Raw genomic sequence first — 24,302 nt, 5'->3', positions numbered from 1 at the left:
CGACACACCAGCCTCGGCGTCAAATCCCCATCGAACATCAACAACACCGAGCGGCGCAATCGTAGCTACACATGCGCAACCCGGCAAGAACTCGCGGACAAGCCCGCCTCATCGCACGCTAAGCTAGACATACGAGCTAGCCGCCAGATCACAGTCACGAGAGGGGAGCGACATGAGTGGACGTATCACGTACCGCGACACGAAACCCTTTTGTGTTCCCGCGTCACTTGATGAGCTCACGGGTCCATCCACAGGCACCGTGCACCTCCCCGTGCGCTTGAGCTGGGCACCAGGGAATGGCTCGTTTAGCCTCGACGACGACGGCGAACGAACGACGGTCTACCAATGCATCATCGGCGAGGGCAGCGTGGAAGACCAGCGATGCTACCTCAACCGCGACACCCTCACCGACATGTGGCCAATACTGCGCCTTGACCTAGCGATCACAGCCGCATGGGAAAACCGCTTCGAAGCACTGCATGGGAGAAACAAATGGCTCGCTCTGTACAACAGACGCAACGCCAACTAATCGCATGCGCACTCGAGGTTCTCGCAGACGAGGGCTTCGCCCTCGCCGGCTCGGGCGCGATCCGTGAACACGGGATGACACAGCGCCCCACCAACGACATTGACCTCTTCACGGTCATGCAAGCCGCCACGCGGTTCCCCAACGCAGTAGTCAACCTCGTTGAGCACCTCACTGCCAACAACTACGACGTCACCGTCGAACGCGCAAGCTCCTCTTTCGCCCAGCTCTCCGTCACCCCACCACACGGGGCACCACTCAGCGTTGATCTCGCTATCGACTGGCGCGCCCACACACCCGTACGCCTCGGCATCGGACCCGTTCTTGACCTTGCTGACGCCGTCGGCAACAAACTGAGTGCGCTTTACTCCAGAAGCTACCCACGCGACTATCTGGACGTCGATGCGATCCGCTCCACCGGAACGATCAGCGATGCGCGCCTCATCGAGCTCCTTCAGGAACGCGACGCAGGCTTCGACACAGGATTCTTCACAGAGTGTCTGCGCGGAGCACACAGCATCAGCCTGACACAAGTTGCGGCCTACGGCATCACTGCCTCGCAGCTCCACGCGATTCAACGACGTTTCAGCAGCTGGGCCGACGATATCGACAATAAACGCAACGACTAGCCACAAAACAGCACGGCATCCTCCGAATGAAGCCCCACCCCGTCCTCGTCTCGCCAGCGCGGCGCTGCCCGCCTGCCTCGCCATGGCCTCGCCATGGCCTCGCGCATCTTCGGCACACCAGCGCCACGAGGCCCCGCGCATCCGCAAGCCTGAGGCACACGCGCCGTTCACGAGCCCGCCGCGACGCGAATCGCCCGGACCTGGGTGGCCTTGACGCTCACCCAGAGGGAATCACCAACGCCGAGGCCTAGGTCGGCCCACCCGGAGGCGGTGACGCGGGCGCTCACCGAGACTCCCCCCGCGAGCGCGACGCGCACGCTCACGAGGGAGCCGTCGAGGTCGACGCCCGCAACAACGCCGGGCAGGACGCTGCGCGGCGAGGCGTGGGATTCCTCGCGGGAGAGGGCAACGGCCTCGGGCGGGAAGGTCAGCGCGACGCGAGCGGGTTCACCGGCGGGGCTGGCGGGAAGGGGTTCGGGGCTGCCAGCATCCGCGCCAGGCGCGGCGTCAGCGCCGCCAACACCAGAGCTGCTGCCGCCGCCAGGCGCACCCCCAGCATCCGCGCCAGGCGCGGCGTCAGCGCCTTCACGGCCAGCACGCGCGGTCTCGGTCTCACTCTCGGGCGAGTCCGCGGCCGCCCACAGCGCTCCCTCACCGACGCGCACGCCCACCAGGCCGCGGCGGACGACGGCGGGGCCGGTGACGATGTTGAGGCCGGCCAGGCGCGCGGCGAACACGGAGGCGGGCGAGGCGAGCACGCGGGCGGGCGAGCCCTCCTCGACGACGCGACCCTCCCCCATGACGATCATGTGGGAGGCGAGGGCCAGGACCTCGGCGATGTCGTGGGAAACGAGCAGGGTCGTGATCCCCGCGCCCATCAGGCGCTGGCGCAGGACGGCGGAAACCTGGGCGGTCGCCTCGACGTCGAGGGCAGCCGTGGGTTCGTCGAGAATGAGCACCTCGGGCCGGAAGACGAGCGCCCGAGCGATGGCGACGCGCGCGGCCTGGCCGCCGGACAGATCGGAGGCTCGCCGGTATGCCAGGTCCTCGATGCCCACGGCCCGCAGCTGCTCGAGAGCCGCGGCCCGGGCCTCAGCTCGCCCGACGCCGCGCGCGCGCAACGGGAACGCGACGTTGGCAACCACGCTCATGTGGGTGAAGATGCGCGGGGCCTGAGAGACCATGGCGACACTTCGCCTGCGCGCGGGCACGAAGGTGGCGGCGTCGTCGACGACTCGCTCCCCGATGCTCACGGCCCCGCCATCCACGCGCAGGGTCCCGGCGATCACCTGAGCGAGGGTGGACTTTCCGGCGCCGTTGTGGCCGACGACGGCCGTCACGAGGCCTGGGCGCAGCCGCGCGTCCGCCGCCCAGCAGCGCTCAGTCACGGTCCCGGCAACGTGGACGGCAGCACCCGCCACGCCCGCAGCATCGTCATCCGAGGCGTCGAGGCCGCATCCGGGATCAGCCGCCGCTAATCCCGCGGCGCGAGCACCTAAGGCAACCCCGGGCGCAGGGCCGCGCCCCGGCCTCGTCGATGACAGGCGCGCGCGCAGGAACGAGACAGCACGCCCCCACGGTGTTTCGGTGAGCGCGACGACGAGCGCGGCGACGCCGAGAAGGACGACGCCGAGCGCGAGGGCCAGGTCCGCGTCGGACTCGCGGGCCAGGTAGATCTGAAGGGGCATCGTGCGGGTGACGCCCTGCATGGAGCCCGCGAAGGTCAGGGTGGCGCCGAATTCGCCGAGGCAGCGGGCCAGCGCGAGCGCCGCGCCGCGCCCGAGGCCGGGCAGGACCGTGGGCAGGGTGATCTGCCAGAAGACGCGCGAGGGCGAGGCACCCAGGGAGGAGGCCATCTCGTCGAGTCCCTGTTCGCGGGAGCGCAGCGCGGATTCGAGGGTGACGATCAGGAAGGGCAGGGAGACGAAAACTTGCGCGATGATGACCGCGGTCGTCGTGAACGCGATGTCGAGGCCGGCGCCGCTCAGCAGAGCGCCCAACGTCGAGCGCCTGCCGAAGGCCGCGAGGAGTGCGATGCCGGCGACGACGGGCGGCAGCGAGAGGGGCAGTGCGACGAGGATGCGGGCGGCGCGCACGCCCCTCCACGAGCGGGAGAGGAGGAGGGCCGCCGGGACTCCGAGGACGAGGTCAACGCCGAGGGCCACGGCGCAGGTGCGCAGGGAGAGGGCGAGGGCGGCGGAGGCCTCGTCGGTGGCGAGCGTGGCGCTCAGGGTGGCCCAGTTGACACGCCCCAGCATGAAGGCGAGGGGCAGGAGCAGGAAGCACAGGGCGAGCGCGCCGAGGCCCCCCGCCCAGATGGGCAGGGGGCTGACGGCTGGTGTCTTCCGCGACGTCACGGGTCGATGTTACTTCGCGGCGGGCGTGAATCCGGCCTCTGCGAGGATGGCCTGTCCTTCGGTCGAGAGGACCAGGTCGATCCACTTTTGGCCGTACTCCTTCTTGGTGGAGGCGCTCACCAGGGCGATCGGGTATTTGTTGACGGCCTCGTCGGCGCCCGCGATGGCGACGGTGTCGACGGCGTCGCCTTCGGCGAGGGCGTCGGTCTTGTAGACGATGCCGGCGTCGGCCTGGCCGGAGGAGACCTTGCCGCGCACGTCGGTGACGGACTGCTCCTCGGAGACGGGGTGCAGGGTCACGCCGAGCTTCTCCGTCAGGGTCTTGGTGAGCTTGCCGCAGGGAACCTCGGGCGCGCAAATGACCAGCTTGACGCCGTCGAGCGAGGAGTCGAGGCCGGTGACGCCCGCAGGGTTGCCGGGCGTCGTGATGAGGGTCAGGGTGTTGGTAACGAAGATGGTCTGCTCGTCGACCTGGGAGGCGTCGGCAGCCTTCTTCATGGTGGATTCGTTGGCGGTGGCCAGGACGTCGACGTCCGCGCCCTCACCGAGCTGGGTGACCAGGTCTTGGGAGCCCGCGTAGTTGATGCGGACGTCGACCTCGGGGTTGGCGTCCTCGAAGTCGGTTTCGAGCTCGCTGAAGGTTTCGGTCAGGGAGGCGGCGGCGTAGACGTTGAGGACGATCTCGCGGTCGGGCACCTGGGAATCGTCGGACGAGGCCGTGGCCTCGGGGGTGGGGGCGCCGCCCGAGCAGGCGGCCAGGGCAAGGGCGGCGGCGCCCAGGACGGGGAGGAGGCGTAGGGAGCGCACGGGCATCTCCTTTTGAGAGGGGATCGAACGTGCTTAATCTAACAAGAGGAGCGACGGTGGGCAACAGGCCGGAGCGAGCATGTCGCGAGCGCCCACAAGCGGCCGCATATTGGGATAAACAGGCCCCTCAATTAACCTGGAGACGTCCATACTAAATGGGCGCTTGCTGCTTTCAGGGGGACCGGCGAGCGCCCACCAGGCGCGCACCTCACGCACACCCGAGCATTTACCTCGGATGGTGCGAGCACTAATTCCTCACCTCTTTGACCACTCGCACCCGCACCCGCGGGACTAGGATCACATTTGTACTCACCGCAGACACACGGAGGATCCCATGCCCAAGCCCGTCGACTACGACCTCGGCCAGATCAACGCCCACATCATCGCTTATTCGGACCGCGTGCAGCGCGGCACGAAGGAGGACCGGGCGACCCCCGCGTGCGTCGGCGCGTTGACCGCGGCGGGCCTGGGCCAGGTGACGATGGCCGCGATTCCCGAAAGCGCCGACATCCTCGAGACGGAGATCCGCGACGCGCTCGAGGCCGGCGCCCGTTTCGTCCTGGTCCTGGGCGGCTCGGGCTTCGGCGTGGGCAACTACGCGCCCGAGGTGGTCCGTTCCCTCATCGAGGTCGAAATCCCCGGCATCGCCGAGCAGATCCGCGCCCACGGCCTGACCAACACCCCCCTGTCAGGCCTGTCCCGCGAGGTCGTCGGCGTGACCGCGCGCGACTCCTCGGGCGCGCTCATCATCTCCTCACCGGGTTCGCGCGGCGGCGCGCTCGACACTCTCGAGGTGGTCACCCCTCTGTTGGGCGCAATCTTCCACCAGCTCGACGAGCCCCGCTGACCCCCTCCTCCCCATAATAATGTCGCATGCAATTTGGGTTACCTTACTTTTATAAGGCATCGAGAAAACCGCAGAATCTCAACGATGCGATTTCAAAGTTTGAAAGGTTGACATAGAAATTGCATGCGACATTTGTGGGGAACCATGCCGGAGGCGCGTGGGGAACCATGCCGGAGGGGCGTGGGGAGCCACACGAGGTCTCAGCCGGGTCAAGCACGAGGCCGCGCACGCCACGGCCGAGACGGAGCCGTTGAAGTAGTAGCGGTTGCCCGAGGGGCCGTCATGGGAGGCCTTTCGCGCAGGAATGGTTACCCCACAGTACAACCGACAAGCGCCGCCCACCTGCGTCGATACGCGGCGGGCGGCGCTTTGTGAGGATGGTCGCCGGCTCCTCGGTCAGGAGGCGTAGCCGACCCAGCGCCCAGACGAGGCGAAGGTGGAGGATCGACCGTCGACCTCGCGCGTGCCGGTGACCATGGCTCCCGTGTCACCCAGGTAGTACCAAGCCCCATGATCCAGGAGCCAGCCGGTGGCCATGGCACCGCTGCCGTCCAGGTAGTACCAGGTGCTCCCGCCGTTCAGCCAGCCGGTGACCATCGCACCCGAGGACCGCAGGTAGTACCACTTGCCGTCCACCTGCACCCAGCCGGTCGCCATCGCGCCGGTCATCGGGTCGAGGTAGTACCAGGAGCCGCCGTCGTAGAGCCAGCCGGTGGCCATGGCGCCACTGCCGCCCAGGTAGTACCAGGCGCTCCCGCCGTTCAGCCAACCGGTGACCATCGCACCCGAGGAACGCAGGAAATACCACTGACCATCGACCTGGGTCCATCCGGTGGCCATCGCGCCGGTTCTCGCGTCCAGGTAATACCAGGAGCCGGAGTCGTAGAGCCACCCGAGGGCGACGCGCCCGCCGCTCAGGTAATACCACGAGCCGTCGATGAAACTCCAGCCACTGCCCGAGGGGTGCCCGGCGGAATCCAGGTAATACCAGGCCTTACCGTCGTAGATCCACCCTGTCATCATGGCTCCGGTGGCGTCCATCCAGTACCACTGGCCGCCGTCATTGATCCACGCCGAGGCCTCGGCGGAGGGCTTGCCCGCAAAGTAGTACCAGTGACCGCTGAGACCCTTCCACCAGCCGGTCTTGGCGGCGGGCCTCCCGCCCGCGAACCACCAGGCGCGCGGGGTGCGACCGCCGTATTCGTGGCCCCACGAGGCGCCGGAGATATCGTTGTAGGAGATGCCCGACGGCGCGAAGGTCGCGATGAGTGACGAGATATGCCCGGAGGACCAGAGTTGATTCATGGGTGCCCACACGGTCGTTCCGTCAACGACGGAGGCCGTGAGCCGATCGGGCGAATACCATTCGGGACCCGTCTGGACGATGACCGATGGGGACAGGGCGCTCAGGAATGATTCCGTGTTCGAGGTCGGCAGGCCATGGTGACCAGCTTTGAGCATGTCGACGTGGCCGACGATCGGGGCGATGCGGTCCTCGTAGCCGCCGCCAGCTTCGAGGTCGGCGGCCAGGTACGCGGAGTGCCCGAAGGCGCTCACCTTCGCGGTGTACGCGATGAGGTTCGCGTCGCGCACACCGGTCCGCTTGTAATTTTCGGCGGGGTCGGTGGGGATGATCTGAACATCCATGTCGCCCAGCGTGATGTGGGTGTTGTAGTCGTTGATGTTCTGCACGATCGACGCGCCGTACGCGCCTTGCGCCCATCGCGCGGCCGCCATCATGTTGTCGTAGATCCACTGGTTGTCCCACAGGCGGGACTTGTCCGTGATCCACTCGTCGGAGTACTCGGGGCTGAGAATGACTTTCGGGTGGAACTTCCTGATGATCTCGTCCGCGTTGTCGATGTGGTCGGAGTGGGCGTGGGTGCCCAGGTAGAACGCGAGGTTGGAGGAGGTGACGCCGTGGTTGGCCATGTAGCCGAGCACCCAGTCGGTGTCTCCGAACGACGCGTCGACGATTCCCTCGCGCTTGGGGTAACGCGGGTCGGTGCCGTCGGGGGCACCGACACCCTCGGCGCCGTCGATCATGGCGAAGACGCCGCGCGATTCGAGCAGGATGGCGTCCGCGGAACCCGTGGTCGTCAGGACGTGGATGCGGGTGGGGCCGCCCGTTCCGGGGAAGGTGTAGATCTGCGCGTCGACGCCGTCGGCGCTCTCCTCCTCGGACGAGGCCGTGGCACCGTCGGCGGAATCGGCGGCGTCGATGGAGTCGGAGGCGGCAGCGCCGTCCGAGGCCGCGCGATCCTGCGAGGCGGTAGGGCCGGCCGCCTCGGCATCCGTCCTTGACAGGTCGAGGTCGACGGATGCGACGTCGCCGTGCGATTCCTGACCGCTTGTCGGAGCGGCAGCAGTAGCAGGAGCAATAGATGCAACAAGGATTCCTGACAATACGGTCAGTCCGAGCCGTTGCCACAGGAGCCCATGGCGAAGATTCATGCGTGCACCTCGATAGGATGAGGAAACTAGACACTTACCGTTTCAATCTATACCCATCAAGGCATTACCGACAAATCATGAGGAAAGGCGAGCACCCCACCACGCCACATCCTCGGGCGTATCGACGTCCCTGCACACGTCGGCGCTCACGTCCACCCGCTCGAGCGCGAGGGCGCGCAGCACCCGCCGCACCCCCATGCCGCGCACGTTCCCCCGCCGCGCCACGGCCTCGTCGATGACGCGGCGCAGCGCACCGACGCGATAGACGCCCATCAGGTACTGATCGAAGGGCTCGGGCACGCCGCCGCGCAGGATGCGCCCCTCGCACCGATCGCCCAGCGGCTCGTCGAGCAGCGCCGCCAGGACGTCGACGATGCCCGGACAGTCCACCGACACGACAACGACCCACACGTCGGCGGGGGCACCGAGGGCCGCCAGACCAGCGTCGATCCCTGCGAGCGGGCCGCCGCCCGGCGGATCCTCCAGGGTACGCAAGACGCCATCGGGGACACGCACGGCGGGCGGGACGACGGCCACACACCCCGCGCCGCACGCCTCCAGCAGGGCCCCGCACACACGGTCGATCAAGCGCACGCCGCCGAACACGAGGTCCGGCTTCGACACGCCGCCCAGGCGCTCTCCCCCGCCGCCGCCCACGATGATCGCGGCCAGGTCGGGGCGCGGCCCTCCCCCGCCCACGGGGATCAGTCCCACGGCGCGAAGGTCAGCACGTCGGCGCGCTGCGTCGCCGCGTCCACCGTCAGGACGCGGCCGATCAACGGCTCGCCGAAGCCCACCAGCAGCTTGATGGCCTCCGTCGCCATCGCGGTGCCCGCCTGACCGACCACGGGACCGAGCACGCCAACCTCCGGCGAGGCCGGGGTCGTCCCGGGAGCAGGCTTGACCGGGTGCAGGCTCCGCAACGTCAGCGAAGGCACGGGGGCCGGCGCCGCAGACCAGAACACGCTCACCTGGAAGGTCATCGACACGACCGTGCCCCACACCAACGGGACGCCTGAGTCCGCGCAATAGTCCGCCACCAGGTACTTCGCATCGAAGCTATCCGTGCACTCGACGATCAGGTCCCACTCGCGTCCGTGCTCCTCCAGCCACTCTCGGGTCACGTGCCCGTATCGCTCGAAGCGCACGCCGGAATTGAGGGCGCTCAGGTGACGCACCGCCGAATCAGGCTTCGGATCCCCCACGTCGGCCTCGCCGTGCAGGAGCTGGCGCTGCAGGTTCGACGTATCGACCACGTCGGAGTCGCAGATGCCGATCGTCCCGACGCCCGCAGCCGTCAGGTACAGCAGGACGGGCGAGCCAAGGCCGCCCGCGCCAACGACGAGCACGCGCGCCGCGGCCAGGCGGGCCTGACCCGCCTGGCCAATGCCGGAGACCAGCCAATTGCGACGGAAACGCTCCAGCGCAGGATCCCCGGCCTCGTACGGGACGGGCGCATTGATCAGCGGGAGCGCCACGCTGCGGCCCGAGACGGCCGCCTCACGCGAATAAGGATCGCCGATCGTCATCTCACAGACCCGACCAGTTGTGCGAACCGTCAGTCAATTCCTGCTTCTTCCAGATCGGGAGCTTCGCCTTCACGTCCTCAACAATGCCCTCCACAGCGCGGAAAGCCTGTGCGCGATGCTCGGCGGCAACCGCCACCACCATCGCATCCTCACCGATCTCCAGGCGGCCCACCCGGTGCCACGCGACGATACGATGCACCCCGGGACGATCCTTAAACTCCGCGACGATGTCGCGCAATATCTGCGCCGAGGAAGGATGCGACGAATACTCGATCGCGTCCACGCTCTCTCCCCCGTCGTGGTTGCGCACGACGCCGATGAACGACGCCACGGCACCACACGTATCTCGGCGTGCGCTATCGATCAGCGAGCTCGAGTCGAGGGGGTCGTCAGTAATACCTGTTGCAATCTCTGCTGACATGGGATCCTCCAGGAACGGGAGATGCTTACGTCCATTTTAAACGGAAACGGTCAGGATTTTGCGAAAACCCTGACCGACCCGCACAAATGCTGTGGACATCTCACCCGCCGGCGAAGGGCGGTAACACGTCGATGCGCACGCCGGGCATCAGCTCCGCCTCCAGGCGCGCGGAACGCTCGTTCACCAGGAAGCTCGACACCTCCAGGATGTGATCCAGCTCCGGGTTCTCAGCGCCGAGGCGCGCGACCAGCTCGCCGAGCGTCGCGGGCGTCTCCGAGGCGGGCAGCTCACGCATGTAACCGCCCGCCGCCTCGGCCGCGCCGCCGAAGAAGTGCACCGTCGTCGACAGCGGCTTCGGATTCGGCTCGTTGAGCGGACGCAGGAAGACCGTCAGGCGCAACGGGTTGATCGGATCGACCTCCACTGACCAGCTCGCAACCCCCGTCGCCGTGCGCTCGAAGACACGCTCGACGATGCCGCGCCGCAGCTCGAGGGCCAGGTCGTCCGGGGCTCCCGGCTCCGTGAACGGGCAGGCCGTCAGGACGACGGCCATCTGATCGGACTCGTGGGGTACCGACGCAAAGCCCATCGCGTTCATGAACAGTCGCACCTTGCCCAGGTGTCCCGCGATGTTGAAGTTGTCGCGCATGGCCCGGCGCGCAATCCCGTGGCTGTGGTCCGGCACGGCCATCGTCTCCAGGGCGGCATCCGCCCACCGCGCGCCGATCTCACGCACCGACGCGGCCGGGTCGGCGGCGTCCGCGCGCAGCCATGCCAGCAGCGACGAGGTCAGCTGTTGGAGCATCTGAGCCGCAAACGAGGGGTCGGCGGGGGTCGTCGTCGAGTATCCGAGCGCGGGACGCCCGCGCCCCGAGGAGGGAAGCTGCTGCTTTTCCACCAGACCCACGGCAAACAGACCTTCGAGGGTCTCACGCACGCTCGACACGTGCAGGCCGGCCTCCTGGGCCAACTCGGCCACGGTCACGGGCGTCACGTGCTGCGAAATGCGCTCCAACAGAGCGTGCTGAGCGGGCGTCAGGGCGGCCATCGCCTCAAGCGTTTCAGCAAGCGGCCGCGAATGGGAGGTGTCAGTCATGTTCGTCCTCTCTCCCTCTTAATCTGCGGAAACCCCCTTGACGAGAGTCTCCGTAACGGCATTAGCTTTGTTACGTTACTTACAAACCGGTGTTATTTTAACCAGCACAAGCCTTTGCGCGCACGGTCAATTCCACTGCGCGGATGCTTTTGGAGGGGCGGCCGCACGCGCGCACCTCACTGACGACACCCGACCCGTGGTATACGGCGAGGGGCGAGCTTTCGCCCACCCCCACGCCGACACCCGGCCCGCCGAGGCCTCGCCTCTCAGCAAGGGACCGCGGCGGGCACGGCCATCGATCAGTCCGACATGCCGCCGCGCGTCAGCTGATGCTCGCGGCGCTCGTCGCGAGACCGGTAGATCACCGGGGGACGCGCCACGTAGCCGACCGGCGCGCTCACCGCATGCACGAGGCGTGTGAACGGCCAGATGCAGAACAGCAGCAGGCCCGCGATGATGTGCAGCTTGAAGCTGAGGGGCACATCCACCATCAGGTGCGCCTGCGGGTGGAGATAGAAGATCGAGCGGAACCAGACGGAGATCGTCTCGCGGTAGTCGTAGCCCCCGTGTCCACCGAGCACCTGGTTGAGCAGCGTCGCCGCGCCGCCTAGGAGCACCGGGATAGTCAGCATGACGTAGGTGACGATATCCATGCGGGTCGTCGCCACGCGCACCGACTTGTACACCAGGCGGCGGTAGATCAGCAGCGCGAGGCCGACGATCGTCATGATTCCGGCGATCGTGCCGGGGATCGTCGCCATCAGGTGGTAGACGTGCTCGGGTACACCGGCCGCCTCGGTCCACGTCTTCGGGATCACGAGGCCGAGGATGTGGCCCATGAACACGAAGAGGACGCCGAAGTGGAACAGCGGCGAGGCCCAGCGCAGGATGGTCGGCTCATTCCACTCCGAGGAACGAGACGTCCACCCGTACTGGTCGGTCTTGTAGCGCCACGCGAGGCCCACGATGAGGATCGCGAAGGACACGTAGGGCAGGATCACCCACAGGGCAATGTCCAGGAAGGACAGCGACTGCGTCGCAGGTGCTGACGCGGCATGCAAAAGTGCGGATTCCATGAACGTTACCGTCCCATCGTTGTTTCGGAAGTCGGGAAGGGCGTGGCAGACAGATCGCCCACGCCCACCAGCTCGGTGGGCGGCCCCTGGCTAATGAGCTTGCGGAAGCCCTCAATGGTCTTGTCGTCCGGCTCGGGCAGCGTCGCGACCAGCGCGTCCAGCAGCGGCGCGTACGGAGAGTCCGCGGCGCGCAGCGCCGTGCGGATCACTTCGATGCCCTCGCGGTTGGAGCGCAGCAGGCCCTCGGCCGTGCCGGTCTCGTCGAAGGCGGCGAACTCCAGGACCACCGGCAGGTGATCGGGCAGCTCCTCGCGCTCCATCTCGAAACCGGCGCGGCGCAGGACCTCCTTGAAGGCCAGGATGGCCTGGCCGCGGCCGCGGGTGTCGCCGTGCGTGTAGTACGTCAGGCCGAGCGCGCAACGGCGGCGCTGGTCAAACGTCTCCACGTAGGTGGTCTGCATGGCGCGCAGGCCCGCGGCGCGAGCGTAGCTCACGAACGAGGCCAAGGACGCCGAGGCCGGCTCCGGCAGGTCCGCCAGAGCCTCCTCGACCGCGTCCAGCTTGGTCTCGAAGTCATCCCCCGGGTAGTCCAGGAGGATCGAGACCGCCATGCGCACGCCGCGCGCGTCCTGCGGATCCATCTCCGTTTCCGGAGCGGCCGCAGGAATACGCGGAATGCCGACGAAAGTACTCATCGAACGACCTCAAGGGGGAGCATCTGGCGTCCCTCCGGCGACGAGCCACCCATCGGGCGGTTCGACGTGGCGGGGGCCAGTCCGTGGAAGGCCTCGACGTCGTAGGACACCGGGCAGCCCTCAAGCTCCTTGATGCCGCGCGGCATCTCGGGGTGGGCGGTCGGGATGACGAAGCGGTCGTCGTACTTGGCGATCGACAGCAGTCGGTACATCTCCTTGACCTTCTCCGGGGTCATGCCCACGGAGGCCGGGATCTCCTCGTTCGTCGGGTTGTCGACGAAGACGTCGCGCATGTAGGAGCGCATCGCGGCGAGGCGGCGCAGCGCCAGCTCCACGGGAGCCGTGTCCCCGGCCGTGAACAGGCCGGCCAGGTACTCCAGCGGGATGCGCATCTGCGAGATGGCGGACAGCAGGACCCTGTGGTCCTCGCCGTCGCTGCCGGACGCGGTCACCTGGTCGACGACCGGGGACAGCGGCGGCACGTACCAGACCATCGGCAGGGTGCGGAACTCGGGGTGCAGCGGCAGGGCGACCTCGTACTCGGTGATGAGCTTCCAGATCGGGGACTGCTGGGCGGCCTTGATCCACGAGTGGGGAACGCCGTTGGCCTGAGCCTGGGCGACCACCTGCGGGTCGTTCGGGTCGAGCAGGATCTCGCGCTGGGCGCGGTACAGGTCGCGCTCGTCCTCCTGGGAGGCGGCCCAGGTGACGCGGTCCGCGTCGTAGAGCAGCACGCCCATGTAGCGCAGGCGGCCCACGCAGGTCTCCGAGCAGATGGTCGGCTGGCCGACCTCGAGGCGCGGGTAGCACAGCGTGCACTTCTCGGCCTTGCCCGTGTTGTGGTTGAAGTAGACCTTCTTGTAGGGGCAGGCCGACACGCACATGCGCCAGCCTCGGCACTGATCCTGGTCGACCAGGACGATGCCGTCTTCGGTGCGCTTGTACATCGCGCCCGAGGGGCACGCCGACACGCAGGTCGGGTTCAGGCAGTGCTCGCAAATGCGAGGCAGGTAGAACATGTACGCGTCCTCGATGGTCTTGGCGACCTGGAGGTTCATCTGGTGCAGGACCGGGTCCTGATCCAGGGTCTCCATAGAGCCGCCGAGGTCATCATCCCAGTTCGGGCCCCACTCGGGCTTGTCGATGTGCTCGCCCGTGATCGTGGACTTCGCGCGGGCCGTCGGGATCGCCCGGGAGTTCGCGGGCGCCTGGAGCAGCTTGTCGTACTCGTACGTCCACGGCTCGTAGTAGTCCTTCATGGTCGGCTGCGTCGGGTTCGCGAAGATCTTCGCGAGCGAGGCGACGCGTCCACCCTGACGGGGAACGAGGCGGCCCGTGGCGGTACGCTTCCAGCCGCCCTTCCACTTCTTCTGGTCCTCCCAGCCGCGAGGGTAGCCCACGCCGGGACGGGTTTCGACGTTGTTGAACCAGATGTACTCGGTGCCCTCGCGGTTCGTCCACACCTGCTTACAGGTGACCGAACAGGTGTGGCAGCCGATGCACTTGTCGAGGTTCATCACCATCGCGATCTGAGCCATGACCTTCATCAGAACTGCACCTCCTGGGAGCGGCGGCGGATAACCGTGACCTCGTCGCGGTTATTGCCGGTGGGACCGTAGTAGTTGAACGCGTAGGCGAACTGCGCGTATCCGCCGGCCAGGTGGGTCGGCTTAATGAAGATTCGCGTCAGCGAGTTGTGCGTACCGCCGCGCTTGCCGGACCCCTCGTTCAGCGGGGTGTTGATCTGGCGATCCTGGGCGTGGTGCATGAACACCGTGCCCTCCGGGATGCGGTGGGAGACAACGGCGCGAGCCGACACGGTGCCGTTACGGTTCTTCGCCTCGATCCACTCGTTGTCGCGCACGCCGATCTTCTCGGCATCGGCCGGGCTCATCCACACCGTCTGGCCACCACGACCCAGCGTCAGCATGTACGGGTTGTCGTAGTACTGGGAGTGGATGGCCCACTTGTTGTGGATCGTCAGGTAACGCACCGCGACCTCGGCCTGACCCGGCTGACCGGGACGGTGGTCGCCAACGGGGCGCTCACCGTAGATGTGCGCCAGGTCAAGCGGCGGACGGAAGATCGGCAGGGCCTCGCCCATGTCCATCATCCAGTCGTGGTCGACGTAGAACTGCGGGCGGCCCGTGAGCGTGTGCCACGGCTTGCGGCACTCGACGTTCTGGACGAAGGCGCTGTAGCGTCGGCCGCCGTGCTCGGAACCCGACCACTCGGGGCTGGTGATGACGCTGCGCGGCTGCAGGACGGTGTCCTGGTAGGTGATCTTCTTTTCTTCGTCACCTTCGGCCAGGAACGCCATCTCGTTACCGACTCGCTTTTCCAGCGTGCGGAAGCCCTGAACGGCCAGCGAGCCGTTCGTGGTGCCCGAGAAGCGCAGCGCCATGTTCGCCGCCTTGATCGCGGTGTCGCACAGCGGCATGCCCTCTCCGGCGTTGCCGTCCATGGGGGCGCGGCCGTTGAGGTCGCCGAGCTGCTCGTAGGCCTCCTGCACGTTGTACGCCACGCCCTTGGAGGCCAGGCCGGCCTTGGGCAGGAGCGGACCCATGCGGTCGAACTTGTAGCCGACCTGCGTGTAGTCGCGCTCGATCGGGACCAGCTTCGGCATGGTCTTGCCGGGCGTCCACGTCTGCTCGGGAACGACGCCGCTCGCCATGGTCATGGCGTCCGGGGAGTCGTGCCCCAGCGGGACCGCCACGACGTCCGTCTGGGTGTCCAGGTGACCGGGGGCCATGCGGCCGACGAGGCGAGCCAGGGTCTGGAACACCTCGAAGTCGGTGCGCGCCTCCCACGGCGGGTTCACGGCCTCGTCGAAGCAGTGCATGAAGGGGTGCATGTCCGTGGAGGACAGGTCGTGCTTCTCGTACCACGTGGCGGCGGGCAGCACGACGTCAGAGTGCAGCGTCGTCGAGGTGTTGCGGAAGTCCGCGACCCACATGAGGTCGAGCTTACCGGGGTGGGCGTCGCGCCAGTTGACGGACGCGGGGCGGTTGCCCTCTTCCAGCTCCTGCGCGTTGACCTCGTTTCCGGTGCCCAGCATGTGACGCAGGAAGAACTCAGTGCCCTTCGCGGAGGAGCCGAGCAGGTTGGTACGCCAGTTCGCGAGGATCTTCGGAACGTTGTGGTGGGCGTCCGGGTCCTCGATCGCGAACTGGAGGCGACCCTCGCGCAGCTCCTGGGACACGTACTGCGCGGGTGCCATGCCGGCCTCGGCGGCCTCGCGACCCAGCTGGGTCGAGCCCTTGGAGAACGTCGGGTAGCAGGGCATCCAGCCGCGCTGAACCGACTCGACGAGGGTGTCGACCAGCTGCTTGCCGTCCAGGTGCGAGGACTTGATCGGATTCGCCATGGCCGAGGCCGCGGCCCCGTCGTAGCGCCACTGGTCGGTGGTCATGTAGTACCAGCCGGTGGAGATCATCTGACGCGGCGGGCGCGCCCAGTCCAGGGCGAAGGTGAAGGAGCCCCAACCCATGATCGGGCGGACCTTCTCCTGACCCACGTAGTGGGCCCAGCCGCCACCGTTGCGGCCCTGGGTACCACACATTTCCGTGAGCGCCAGGAACGTCCGGTACATCTGGTCGGAGTGGTAGTAGTGGTTCGTGCCGGCGCCCATGAGGATCATGGAACGGCCCTCGGTTTCGACCGCGTTCTGCGCGAACTCGCGGCCGATCTTGATGGCTGCGGCCGCGGGAACCGACGTGAACTCCTCCTGCCACGCGGGGGTGCCCGGCGTGGAGGCGTCCATGTAGTCGGTGGGCCACTGGCCCGGCAGACCCTCGCGCTCAACCGCGTAGTGGGCCAGCATGATGTCGTACACCGTCGTCACGAGGCGGCCGTTGACGCGGCGCGCGGGCACGCCGCGCTTCACGTAGCCGCCGCCGACCGATGCCTGGCCGGGGGCCGCGGGCAGGTCGAAGCGCGGCAGGGCGATCTCGACGGCTTCCCACTCGTCGGTGTCCATGATGGACATGACGGGCTCGACGCCGTCCAGGTTGAGGTTCCAGTGCCCGGCGCCCTCCTCACCGAAGCGATCGGCGAGCGTGCCGCCCGGGTCCTTGACCGTGCCGTCGGCCTCGATAACGAGGGGACGGAACTCGTTGTTCTCGGTGCGCGTCGTCGTGCCCGCGGGCATCTTCGCGGCCGTCAGGAACTTGCCCGGGACCAGGGTCGTCGGGGCGATGCCCTCGTGGGCGCCCTCGCCGACCTCGTTAATCTCCACCAGGAACGGGGAGTCGGTGTAGCGCGTCATGTAGTCCAGGAACATGGGCTCGCGCTTGCCGACGTGGAATTCCTTGAGGATGACGTGGCCCATGGACTGGGCCAGGGCGCCGTCCGTGCCGGGCTGGACGCGCAACCAGTCGTCCGCGAACTTCGTGTTGTCCGCGAAGTCCGGGGACACGACGACGACCTTCTGGCCGTGGTATCGGGCCTCGGCCATGAAGTGAGCGTCGGGGGTACGGGTCAGCGGCAGGTTCGTGCCCCACATGATGAGGTACTGCGAGTTGAACCAGTCGCCGGCCTCGGGCACGTCGGTCTGGTCGCCGAAGACCTGCGGCGAGGCCGGGGGCAGGTCCGCGTACCAGTCATAGAAGGACAGCATCGTGCCGCCGATGAGTTCGTGGAAGCGGGCGCCCGCACCGTAGGAGATCATCGACATGGCGGGGATGACCGAGAAGCCGGCGATACGGTCGGGGCCGTACTGCTTGATCGTGTGCACGTAGGCGGCGGCGACGATCTCCATCGCCTCTTCCCAGGACACGCGGACCATGCCGCCGCGGCCACGCTGCGACTTGTAGGCGCGAGCCTTCTCCGGGTCCTCGACAACCGCGGCCCACGCGTCGACGGGATCCCCGAGGCGCTTCTTGGCCTCGCGGAACATGTCGAGCAGGACGCCGCGCACGTAGGGGTACTTGATACGGGTCGGCGAGTACTCGTACCACGAGAACGCCGCGCCACGCGGGCAGCCGCGGGGCTCGTACTCGGGCATGTCCGCGCCGGTAGTCGGGTAGTCAGTCTGCTGGGTTTCCCAGGTGATGACGCCGTCCTTGACGAAGATCTTCCACGAGCACGAGCCCGTGCAGTTCACGCCATGGGTGGAGCGCACGATCTTGTCGTAGCTCCAGCGGTCGCGGTAGAAGGAGTCGCCGTCGCGTCCGCCCTCGAGGAAGAGCTGGCGCGCGTCGGCAGACGCCTTGCCGCGACGCAGCCACGAGCCGAGCGCGAACAGGGTCGCACCGGTCGCGGGCTTGACCTCGCCGTCGTAGGTCGGGAAGGTCATATCGGATTCGAGATTCGTCATGGGGTGCTCCTAAGAGTCGATTGACGAGGCAGTGGCAGGTCCGCTGGCACCACGCAGTGCCGGGTGGATCAGCCGGGGAACGGGGCGTTCTTGCGCGCGTACATGACCCAGCACAGGACCGCGCACAGGGCGCAGAAGATGGCGCATCCGAGGAAGAAGGCCCAGGCGCCGCCGGTGCCGACCGCGGAGAGGGCGACGCCGACGAGGAAGGGGCCGAGGGATGCGATGGCGGAGGTGAAGCCGATGGCGCCGCCGGCCTGGCGGGCCGGCATGATCATCGGCATCTGCTTGAAGGTGCCGGCGTTGCCGAAGCCGGAGAACAGGAACATGGTGAGCATGAGCGCCATGAAGATGTAGAAGTCGGTCCAACCGGTGGGGTTGTACAGGACCCAGGCGATGCCGCCCAGGGTGATCGCCATGCCGACGCCGGAGATGAAGGTCCAGATGGCGCCGCCCATGCGGTCGCAGAAGATGCCCCAGGACATGCGGATGATCGAGCCGATGAGAGGACCGAGGAAGGCGAAGGTCGCACCCAGGACGGGCAGGCCGACGGTGGACTCGCGGCCGAACTGGTTGTTGATGAGCAGGCCGAAGACGGCGGAGAAGCCGGAGAAGAGGCCGAAGGTCATGACGTAGAGGATGGTCATGTACCAGGTGTTGGGGTTGGAGAAGATGTCCAGCTGCTGCTTGATGTTGGCCTTGACGGGCACGTCGCGCAGCCAGATGAAGGCGAGGATCGCGGCAACGAGGCACCACGGAATGAAGAACTCCGCGGCGTTGTAGACCCAGATGCTCTCACCGACGTGGTCACCTTTCACCTGCGTCTGCGGGGCCAGCCAGGTCATGCCGAAGAGGCCGAAGCCCATGAGGATGGGGCCGACCAGCTGGATGACAGACATGCCGAGGTTGCCGATGCCGCCCTGCAGGCCGAGGGCCGTCCCGGCTAGGCGCTTGGGGAAGAAGTAGCCGGTGGAGGACATGTAGCCGGAGAACGCGCCGCCGCCGATGCCACACATGAAGGCGAGGGTCAGCAGGACCCAGTAGGGGGTCGTCTTGTCCTGGACCGCGAAGAACCAGCCGACCATGGGGATGATGCACAGCAGGGAGGTGATGCCCACGAGCTTGCGGGTGCCGATGAGCGGGGGCAGGAACATGTAGATGAGGCGCAGGATGCCGGCGGCCAGGCCGGGGAGGGCGGTCAGCCAGTACAGCTGCGACTTGTTCAGATCGAAGCCGAGAAGCGTCAGCTTCGGCGCGATCGCGCTGGGCAGGAACCACACGCAGAAGGCCAGGATCAGCGAGTAGGTCGTGATCCACAGCGTGCGCCACGCGAGCTTCGAGTCCCACTTGGACTCGTCGTTGGGGTTCCAGTCAGTGAGCAGGTAGCGGCTCTTCTTGGCCGCGGGTTCGGTCGCGCTCATGGCTCTCCTCATCCGTGAAGGGGGCATCCGGGCGCGGGCGCACGCCGGACGTTCTTTAACACGGAGGCTACCAAGGCAAATTACCTCCGTCACACCATCTTTTTAGGACGTGCATCACCCTTGGTACAACAAGGAAAAATAGGGGTGTCGAGCACGGAGGGGAGGATGTCAACGCCGCTATCGACCGCCGTTACAAAACATCGACGTTACGAAATTAGCGGGGAGTTACCCACCAATACGACTCATCGTGCGCGACGGGCGCGCGAAAGCGTCGATGTTGAGGCCGTGCGCGGCCGGCTTCGCCCACATCGCGTCGGCCCATCGCGCGGCAATCTGCGCATCGGAACCACCCCCGCGCAGCAGATCCCGCAGCGAGGTCTCCTCCGTGGAAAACAGGCAGGATCGCACCATTCCGTCCGAGGTCAGGCGGGTGCGGTCGCACGCCCCGCAGAAGGGGTCGGACACTGAGGCGATAACTCCGAGCCTCTTGGTCGGATCTCCGTCCACAATCCACCGACCCGCCGGGGAATGCGGGTCCTCTCGCTGCGCGGGGGTCAACGTGTGGCGGGTGCCCATGATGTGCAGGATCTCGTCGGCCGTCAGGATATTCTGACGATCCCAGGTGTCCGCCGGCCCAATCGGCATCTGCTCGATGACGCGCAGCTCGATCCCCCGATCCAGGCAGTAGTCGACCAGGTCGGGCAGGTCGGCCTCGTTCATGCCGCGCAGCACCAGGGTGTTGACCTTGATCGGGGTCAGGCCCGCGCGCGCGGCCGCTTCGATGCCCTCAAGCACATCTCCCAGGCGGTCTCGGCGCGTAATCGCCGCGTAGTGCTCGGCATCCAGGGAATCCAGCGAAATGTTGACGCGATCCAGGCCCGCATCCCTCAGGCCCTGGGCGCGCTTGGCCAAACCCAGCGCATTCGTCGTCAGGGCCAGGTCCGGCTTCTTTCCTTCGTCGGTGCGCAGCTGGGCACACTCGGCAATAATCCCCTCGAGGCCTCGGCGCAGGAGCGGCTCACCACCCGTGAAGCGAACCTGCCGAATCCCCAGCCGCTCGACGCCGACGCGCACGAGGCGCACGACCTCCTGGTCCGTCAACGTGTCCTCGGTGGGCAGCCAGTCCAGGCCCTCGGGGGGCATACAGTACGAGCAGCGCAGGTTGCAGCGATCCGTCAGAGAAACGCGCAGGTCGCGGGCTACACGCCCGAAGGTGTCGACGAGCCGCAGCGGCGCCTCACACGCCACCCCCTGCGCCGCCTGCGCGGCGGATACGAACTCGACAGACATGGCGACACCCTACCGCTTTATACCCGGTCTTCGCCCCTCGAAATACGTGCGAGCACCCCGCAACCGCGCCCCGGCCTCGTCGCCTGAGAGAAAGGCTACAGTGGACAGCGCTGACGCGAGAAGCAACACCGGGATAGCGTGAGTACACGAGAGCCACCCGAGCGAGGAGCACCATGCGCGCCGTCGTCATGCACGAACCCGGCAACGTCACCGTCGAAGACGTGCCGATGCCGACCATCCTGGAACCCACGGACGCCATCATCAAGCTGGCGGCCACCTGCATCTGCGGCTCTGACCTGTGGCCCTACCGCGGCATGGAGCCCGTCCACGAGCAGCGCATGGGCCACGAGTACGTCGGCACCGTCGTCGAGGTGGGCGAGGCCGTCACGACCGTGCGCCCCGGCGATTTCGTCGTCGGCTCCTTCTGTATCTCCTGCGGCGAATGCTCTGTCTGCCGCGCCGGCTACCCCTCGCGTTGCGCGACCGCGGCCGCCCAGGGCGACCCCTTTGTCGGCATGCGCGCCGGCGGCACCCAGGCCGAATACGCGCGCATTGCCCTCGCGGACGGCACGCTCGTGAAGACCCCCGGCACGCCCACGCGCGAACAGCTCCCCTCGCTCCTGGCAGCCTCTGACGTGCTCGGCACCGGCTGGTTCGCCGCCGACGAGGCCGGGGCTGGTCCCGGCACAACTATCGTCATCGTGGGCGACGGGGCCGTGGGCCTGGGCGCGATCATCGGCGCCCGCCAGCTGGGCGCATCCCGCATCATCGCGATGTCGCGCCACGCGGATCGGCAGGCGCTGGCTCTTGAGTTCGGGGCGACCGACATCGTCGAAGAGCGCGGCGAGGAGGGCGTTGCACGCATTAAGGAACTGACCGGCGGCCTGGGGGCCGACGGCGTCGTCGAAGCAGTGGGCAACGAGGTGGCTTTCAACCAGGCGCTCGACTGCGTGCGCCCCGGCGGACACCTGTCTTTCGTGGGGGTTCCGCACGGCGTCTCCCTGGATATGAGCCGCATGTTCGCCGCCGAGGTACACATGTTCGGCGGGCCGGCCGCCGTGCGCAAGTACCTGCCGACCATGATCAACCTGATCATGAGCGGAACCATCAATCCTGGCGCCGTCTTCGACATGGTCCTGCCGCTCGAGCAGGCCGCCGAGGGCTACGCCGCCATGGACGAGCGCCGCGCCACGAAGGTCATGCTCACCCTCTGACGCCGGCGGCGCTGCGGGCGTTGCTGGCGTCGCGGGCGTCGTCGGCGTTGCTGGCGTGCCTAGCCTTGCTGGCGCCCCGGGCATCGCTGGCGCCCCGGGCATCGCTGGCGCCCCGGGCATCGCTGGCGCCCCGGGCATCGCTGGCGTCCCTAGCCTTGCTGGAGTCCCGGGCATCGCTGGCCTCGCGGCCTCTATCCCCACGCAAACCCCCTATTCCGAGCGTGGGCGCCCCCGCCCACACCCGGCAACAACGCGTCTGGCCACAGCCCACCCGCCCGGCCACCGCTCACCAGCCCACTCAACGGGGGTTTTGCACCACTAGACGCACCGCCACGGCGTGTCGCCGGCGTGTCGCACCCCTAATGCTGCAATTCCCCCCATTCGCCCGCGGCAACCACGGCCCACGCGGCCGCCAACGCCGGACCACACCCAGCCACAACGCGCCCCCACCAACCGCGACTTCGCCCACCGACCCACACCCAGCCACCCAACGGGGGGTTTTGCACCACTAGACGCACCGCTACGGCGTGTCGCCGGCGTGTCGCGCCCCTAATGCTGCAATTCCCCCACTCACCCGCGGCAACCACGGCCCCGCCCGCCACCAGCGACGGATCACCAGGCCGCGCCCGGCCCACCCGGCCGCCAACGCCGGACCACCCCCGGCAACAACGCGTCTGGCCACAGCCCACCCGCCCGGCCACGCCCGGTCGCCTGCCCGCCCAGCCACCGCTCACCAGCCCACTCAACGGGGGGTTTTGCACCATTAGACGCACCGCTACGGCGTGTCGCCGGCGTGTCGCACCCCTAATGCTGCAATTCCCCCCCATTCGCCCGCGGCAACCACGGCCCACCGACCCCGCCGCTGGTTGCAACGTCGGCCCACACTCCACAGCCCACGATCCAGGCCTCGCCCGGCCCACGCGGCCGCCAACGACGGACCGCACCCGTCCACAACGCGCCCCAACCAACCGCGACTTCGCCCGCCGGCCCACACTCAGCCGCCCAACGGGGGGTTTTGCACCACTAGACGCATCGCTACGGCGTGTCGCCGGCGTGTCGCACCCCTAATGCTGCAATTCCCCCCATTCGCCCGCGGCAACCACGGCCCACGCGGCCGCCAACGCCGGACCACACCCAGCCACAACGCGCCCCCACCAACCGCGACTTCACCCACCGACCCACACTCAGCCGCCCAACGGGGGGTTTTGCACCATTAGACGCACCGCTACGGCGTGTCGCCGGCGTGTCGCACCCCTAATGCTGCAATTCCCCCCACTCACCCGGGAAGGAACGACTGCCACACCGCCGTCGGCCCCGCCTTCAGTCCTGGCAGGCACATCCGACGCCCCACCGCGCCCAGCCGCCGCCCCACCCGCGCAGCGGCTCCACTCCCCGGCCACGGCCTCGGGCCAGTCAGTCGCCCGCCACCACCGGCGCAGCCTTCGGACTCCACCAGCTATTCAGTCAAAACGAAATCAGACCAACTCAATTCGCTCAAACTGTCACAAACTGATCCTCAACGCACTAGAATTCATACATGAGCCCAGAAGATGGGGGCATCGGAGCCCCCTACATCCTAGGAATTGTTGAACGTGCAATTATTCGAGTCCCTCGCTCGAGTCATCACGGTCTGACGAGGGTGCCGACGGCAGTGAAAATTGCGGGTAGGACCTACCTTGACCTGGCGAAGCTGCGAAACATCGGCGTCGAACACCTACCAGAGGTCGTGCTCGCCGCACGCATGTATCACCTCGCGCACACGCACCGAGCTCTCATCGTTACCGGACAATGCGCGCTGTGGGCGCAAGGCTATGTCAGCGATCCCGCGCTTCCGCCGATCACGGTTGCCTCGTCATCCACGGGCCACCCCATTGTGCTGCCCGCAGTAACAATCGGTACTCACACCGTCGCTCCGATGAGGGTAATGCCCCAGCATGCCCGTCGCCTCCCCGAGGCCATCGACGCGGGCGGACTCCTCATTGAGAGCCTTGAATCCGCACAGATTACTGCCGCCCGCACGTCACGCAACCGTCGTGCCGCGTTCACGCAAATGTGCATGAACGCCCACGCCTGCACACGTTTCGACAACTTCCACATGAAAGCATCACGAGACAACGAGGACGCCTGGAAGTTCTTTCTTGAGCAAGAGCTGAAACAGCTGGGCAACCGGGCGCGGGGACGTTCGCAGGCGCAGTGGATCATCACCCACGCGGATGCCGGATGCGCCTCCCCCGGCGAGGCGCGGCTGCTCTACGAGCTGTGCGCTGCTGGACTCACCGGCGCCCGCACGCAAGTCGAGGTGTGGACCCATGGGCACCGCTACTTCATCGATTGCGCTTTCCTGGCTGAGCGCGTCGGCATCGAGTTCGACGGGCGCGCAAAATACGGAGACGACCCGGGCAGCATTCACGCTTCACTCGCCCGCGAGCGCGAGCGGCAGCGTCACCTCGAAGCGGAGGGATGGCACATCATCCGTGTCGGCTGGCACGACCTCGACCATCCAGCTCGGCTCATCGCCCAGATTCGCGCTGCGCTCGCTGCCCGAGTCGGGTGAGTCCACGGCTCACCAGCGATGGTCCGCCTCGCCCGCCCGGCCACGCCCGGTCGCCTGCCCAACCAGCAA

General features: G+C 67.4%; 18 protein-coding genes. 5 read left to right on the top strand and 13 right to left on the bottom strand.

Annotation, left to right across the window (positions count from 1 at the left end):
• Positions 1 to 172 precede the first annotated feature (172 nt).
• Both QU663_RS01025 and QU663_RS01020 read left to right on the top strand, forming a co-directional pair.
• The gene (locus tag QU663_RS01025; protein ID WP_021611725.1) at positions 173 to 529 is read left to right on the top strand and encodes a hypothetical protein; all 357 of its coding nucleotides are present in this window, start codon (positions 173 to 175) and stop codon (positions 527 to 529) included.
• Positions 493 to 1,155 (top strand): nucleotidyl transferase AbiEii/AbiGii toxin family protein, encoded by a 663-nt coding sequence (locus tag QU663_RS01020; protein WP_021611726.1) that lies wholly within the window; start codon positions 493 to 495, stop codon positions 1,153 to 1,155. Before QU663_RS01025 ends, QU663_RS01020 begins: the two co-directional genes overlap by 37 nt.
• Positions 1,156 to 1,322: 167 nt before the next feature.
• Here QU663_RS01020 and QU663_RS01015 read toward each other — a convergent pair whose 3' ends face one another.
• Together QU663_RS01015 and modA are read right to left on the bottom strand one after the other, a co-directional pair.
• Positions 1,323 to 3,512, bottom strand: coding sequence for an ABC transporter permease (locus QU663_RS01015; protein WP_021611727.1), 2,190 nt, complete (start codon positions 3,510 to 3,512; stop codon positions 1,323 to 1,325).
• A gap of 9 nt (positions 3,513 to 3,521) precedes the next feature.
• Positions 3,522 to 4,319, bottom strand: a complete 798-nt coding sequence (modA, locus tag QU663_RS01010; RefSeq protein WP_034481127.1) for a molybdate ABC transporter substrate-binding protein — start codon at positions 4,317 to 4,319, stop codon at positions 3,522 to 3,524.
• Positions 4,320 to 4,653: 334 nt separating this feature from the next.
• On the opposite strand from modA, the gene QU663_RS01005 reads away from it, so the two are divergent.
• On the top strand, positions 4,654 to 5,166 hold the full coding sequence (locus QU663_RS01005; protein ID WP_021611729.1) for a molybdopterin-binding protein: 513 nt from the start codon (positions 4,654 to 4,656) through the stop codon (positions 5,164 to 5,166).
• 396 nt (positions 5,167 to 5,562) lie between these two features.
• On the opposite strand, the gene QU663_RS01000 is transcribed toward QU663_RS01005, so the two are convergent.
• The 11 genes from QU663_RS01000 to moaA form a co-directional block, all read right to left on the bottom strand.
• Positions 5,563 to 7,620: an MBL fold metallo-hydrolase gene (locus QU663_RS01000; RefSeq protein ID WP_021611731.1), complete on the bottom strand. Its 2,058-nt coding sequence runs from the start codon at positions 7,618 to 7,620 to the stop codon at positions 5,563 to 5,565.
• 75 nt (positions 7,621 to 7,695) lie between these two features.
• Complete coding sequence (locus QU663_RS00995) at positions 7,696 to 8,334, bottom strand: NTP transferase domain-containing protein (RefSeq protein WP_296490874.1); 639 nt, start codon at positions 8,332 to 8,334, stop codon at positions 7,696 to 7,698.
• The gene (locus QU663_RS00990; RefSeq protein WP_021611734.1) at positions 8,325 to 9,149 is read right to left on the bottom strand and encodes a HesA/MoeB/ThiF family protein; all 825 of its coding nucleotides are present in this window, start codon (positions 9,147 to 9,149) and stop codon (positions 8,325 to 8,327) included. Before QU663_RS00990 ends, QU663_RS00995 begins: the two co-directional genes overlap by 10 nt.
• A gap of 1 nt (position 9,150) precedes the next feature.
• Positions 9,151 to 9,570, bottom strand: a complete 420-nt coding sequence (locus tag QU663_RS00985; RefSeq protein ID WP_021611735.1) for a molybdenum cofactor biosynthesis protein MoaE — start codon at positions 9,568 to 9,570, stop codon at positions 9,151 to 9,153.
• Positions 9,571 to 9,670: 100 nt separating this feature from the next.
• Complete coding sequence (locus QU663_RS00980) at positions 9,671 to 10,666, bottom strand: MoaD/ThiS family protein (RefSeq protein ID WP_021611736.1); 996 nt, start codon at positions 10,664 to 10,666, stop codon at positions 9,671 to 9,673.
• Between the two features lie 299 nt (positions 10,667 to 10,965).
• A complete protein-coding gene (gene narI / locus QU663_RS00975; RefSeq protein ID WP_021611737.1) occupies positions 10,966 to 11,742 on the bottom strand; it encodes a respiratory nitrate reductase subunit gamma in 777 nt (258 codons plus the stop codon).
• 5 nt (positions 11,743 to 11,747) lie between these two features.
• A complete protein-coding gene (gene narJ / locus QU663_RS00970; protein WP_021611738.1) occupies positions 11,748 to 12,437 on the bottom strand; it encodes a nitrate reductase molybdenum cofactor assembly chaperone in 690 nt (229 codons plus the stop codon).
• A complete protein-coding gene (gene narH, locus QU663_RS00965; protein WP_021611739.1) occupies positions 12,434 to 13,984 on the bottom strand; it encodes a nitrate reductase subunit beta in 1,551 nt (516 codons plus the stop codon). The genes narJ and narH overlap by 4 nt, the downstream gene beginning before the upstream one ends.
• Positions 13,984 to 17,754 (bottom strand): nitrate reductase subunit alpha, encoded by a 3,771-nt coding sequence (locus QU663_RS00960; RefSeq protein WP_021611740.1) that lies wholly within the window; start codon positions 17,752 to 17,754, stop codon positions 13,984 to 13,986. The genes narH and QU663_RS00960 overlap by 1 nt, the downstream gene beginning before the upstream one ends.
• Before the next feature lie 68 nt (positions 17,755 to 17,822).
• Positions 17,823 to 19,175, bottom strand: a complete 1,353-nt coding sequence (locus tag QU663_RS00955) for an MFS transporter (RefSeq protein ID WP_034481134.1) — start codon at positions 19,173 to 19,175, stop codon at positions 17,823 to 17,825.
• 225 nt (positions 19,176 to 19,400) lie between these two features.
• Complete coding sequence (gene moaA, locus QU663_RS00950; protein WP_021611742.1) at positions 19,401 to 20,465, bottom strand: GTP 3',8-cyclase MoaA; 1,065 nt, start codon at positions 20,463 to 20,465, stop codon at positions 19,401 to 19,403.
• A gap of 173 nt (positions 20,466 to 20,638) precedes the next feature.
• Between moaA and QU663_RS00945 the strand changes: the two genes are divergently transcribed.
• Positions 20,639 to 21,679 (top strand): zinc-dependent alcohol dehydrogenase family protein, encoded by a 1,041-nt coding sequence (locus QU663_RS00945; RefSeq protein ID WP_021611743.1) that lies wholly within the window; start codon positions 20,639 to 20,641, stop codon positions 21,677 to 21,679.
• Positions 21,680 to 23,216: 1,537 nt separating this feature from the next.
• A complete protein-coding gene (locus QU663_RS00940; RefSeq protein WP_034482393.1) occupies positions 23,217 to 24,233 on the top strand; it encodes an endonuclease domain-containing protein in 1,017 nt (338 codons plus the stop codon).
• Positions 24,234 to 24,302: the final 69 nt, after the last annotated feature.

The organism is Schaalia sp. HMT-172, assembly GCF_030644365.1.
Lineage (GTDB): Bacteria > Actinomycetota > Actinomycetes > Actinomycetales > Actinomycetaceae > Pauljensenia.
Note: the sequence above shows the minus strand (reverse complement) of the source record. Positions and strands in the feature narration are given on the sequence as shown.

Coding starts and splice junctions, on each gene's coding strand:
- QU663_RS00960 (WP_021611740.1), bottom strand. CDS start 17,754: ATGACGAATCTCGAATCCGATATGACCTTCCCGACCTACGACGGCGAG.
- narJ (WP_021611738.1), bottom strand. CDS start 12,437: ATGAGTACTTTCGTCGGCATTCCGCGTATTCCTGCGGCCGCTCCGGAA.
- moaA (WP_021611742.1), bottom strand. CDS start 20,465: ATGTCTGTCGAGTTCGTATCCGCCGCGCAGGCGGCGCAGGGGGTGGCG.
- QU663_RS01005 (WP_021611729.1), top strand. CDS start 4,654: ATGCCCAAGCCCGTCGACTACGACCTCGGCCAGATCAACGCCCACATC.
- QU663_RS00990 (WP_021611734.1), bottom strand. CDS start 9,149: ATGACGATCGGCGATCCTTATTCGCGTGAGGCGGCCGTCTCGGGCCGC.
- QU663_RS00980 (WP_021611736.1), bottom strand. CDS start 10,666: ATGACTGACACCTCCCATTCGCGGCCGCTTGCTGAAACGCTTGAGGCG.
- QU663_RS01025 (WP_021611725.1), top strand. CDS start 173: ATGAGTGGACGTATCACGTACCGCGACACGAAACCCTTTTGTGTTCCC.
- QU663_RS00945 (WP_021611743.1), top strand. CDS start 20,639: ATGCGCGCCGTCGTCATGCACGAACCCGGCAACGTCACCGTCGAAGAC.
- narH (WP_021611739.1), bottom strand. CDS start 13,984: ATGAAGGTCATGGCTCAGATCGCGATGGTGATGAACCTCGACAAGTGC.
- QU663_RS00940 (WP_034482393.1), top strand. CDS start 23,217: ATGAGCCCAGAAGATGGGGGCATCGGAGCCCCCTACATCCTAGGAATT.
- QU663_RS01000 (WP_021611731.1), bottom strand. CDS start 7,620: ATGAATCTTCGCCATGGGCTCCTGTGGCAACGGCTCGGACTGACCGTA.
- QU663_RS00985 (WP_021611735.1), bottom strand. CDS start 9,570: ATGTCAGCAGAGATTGCAACAGGTATTACTGACGACCCCCTCGACTCG.
- narI (WP_021611737.1), bottom strand. CDS start 11,742: ATGGAATCCGCACTTTTGCATGCCGCGTCAGCACCTGCGACGCAGTCG.
- QU663_RS00955 (WP_034481134.1), bottom strand. CDS start 19,175: ATGAGCGCGACCGAACCCGCGGCCAAGAAGAGCCGCTACCTGCTCACT.
- QU663_RS01020 (WP_021611726.1), top strand. CDS start 493: ATGGCTCGCTCTGTACAACAGACGCAACGCCAACTAATCGCATGCGCA.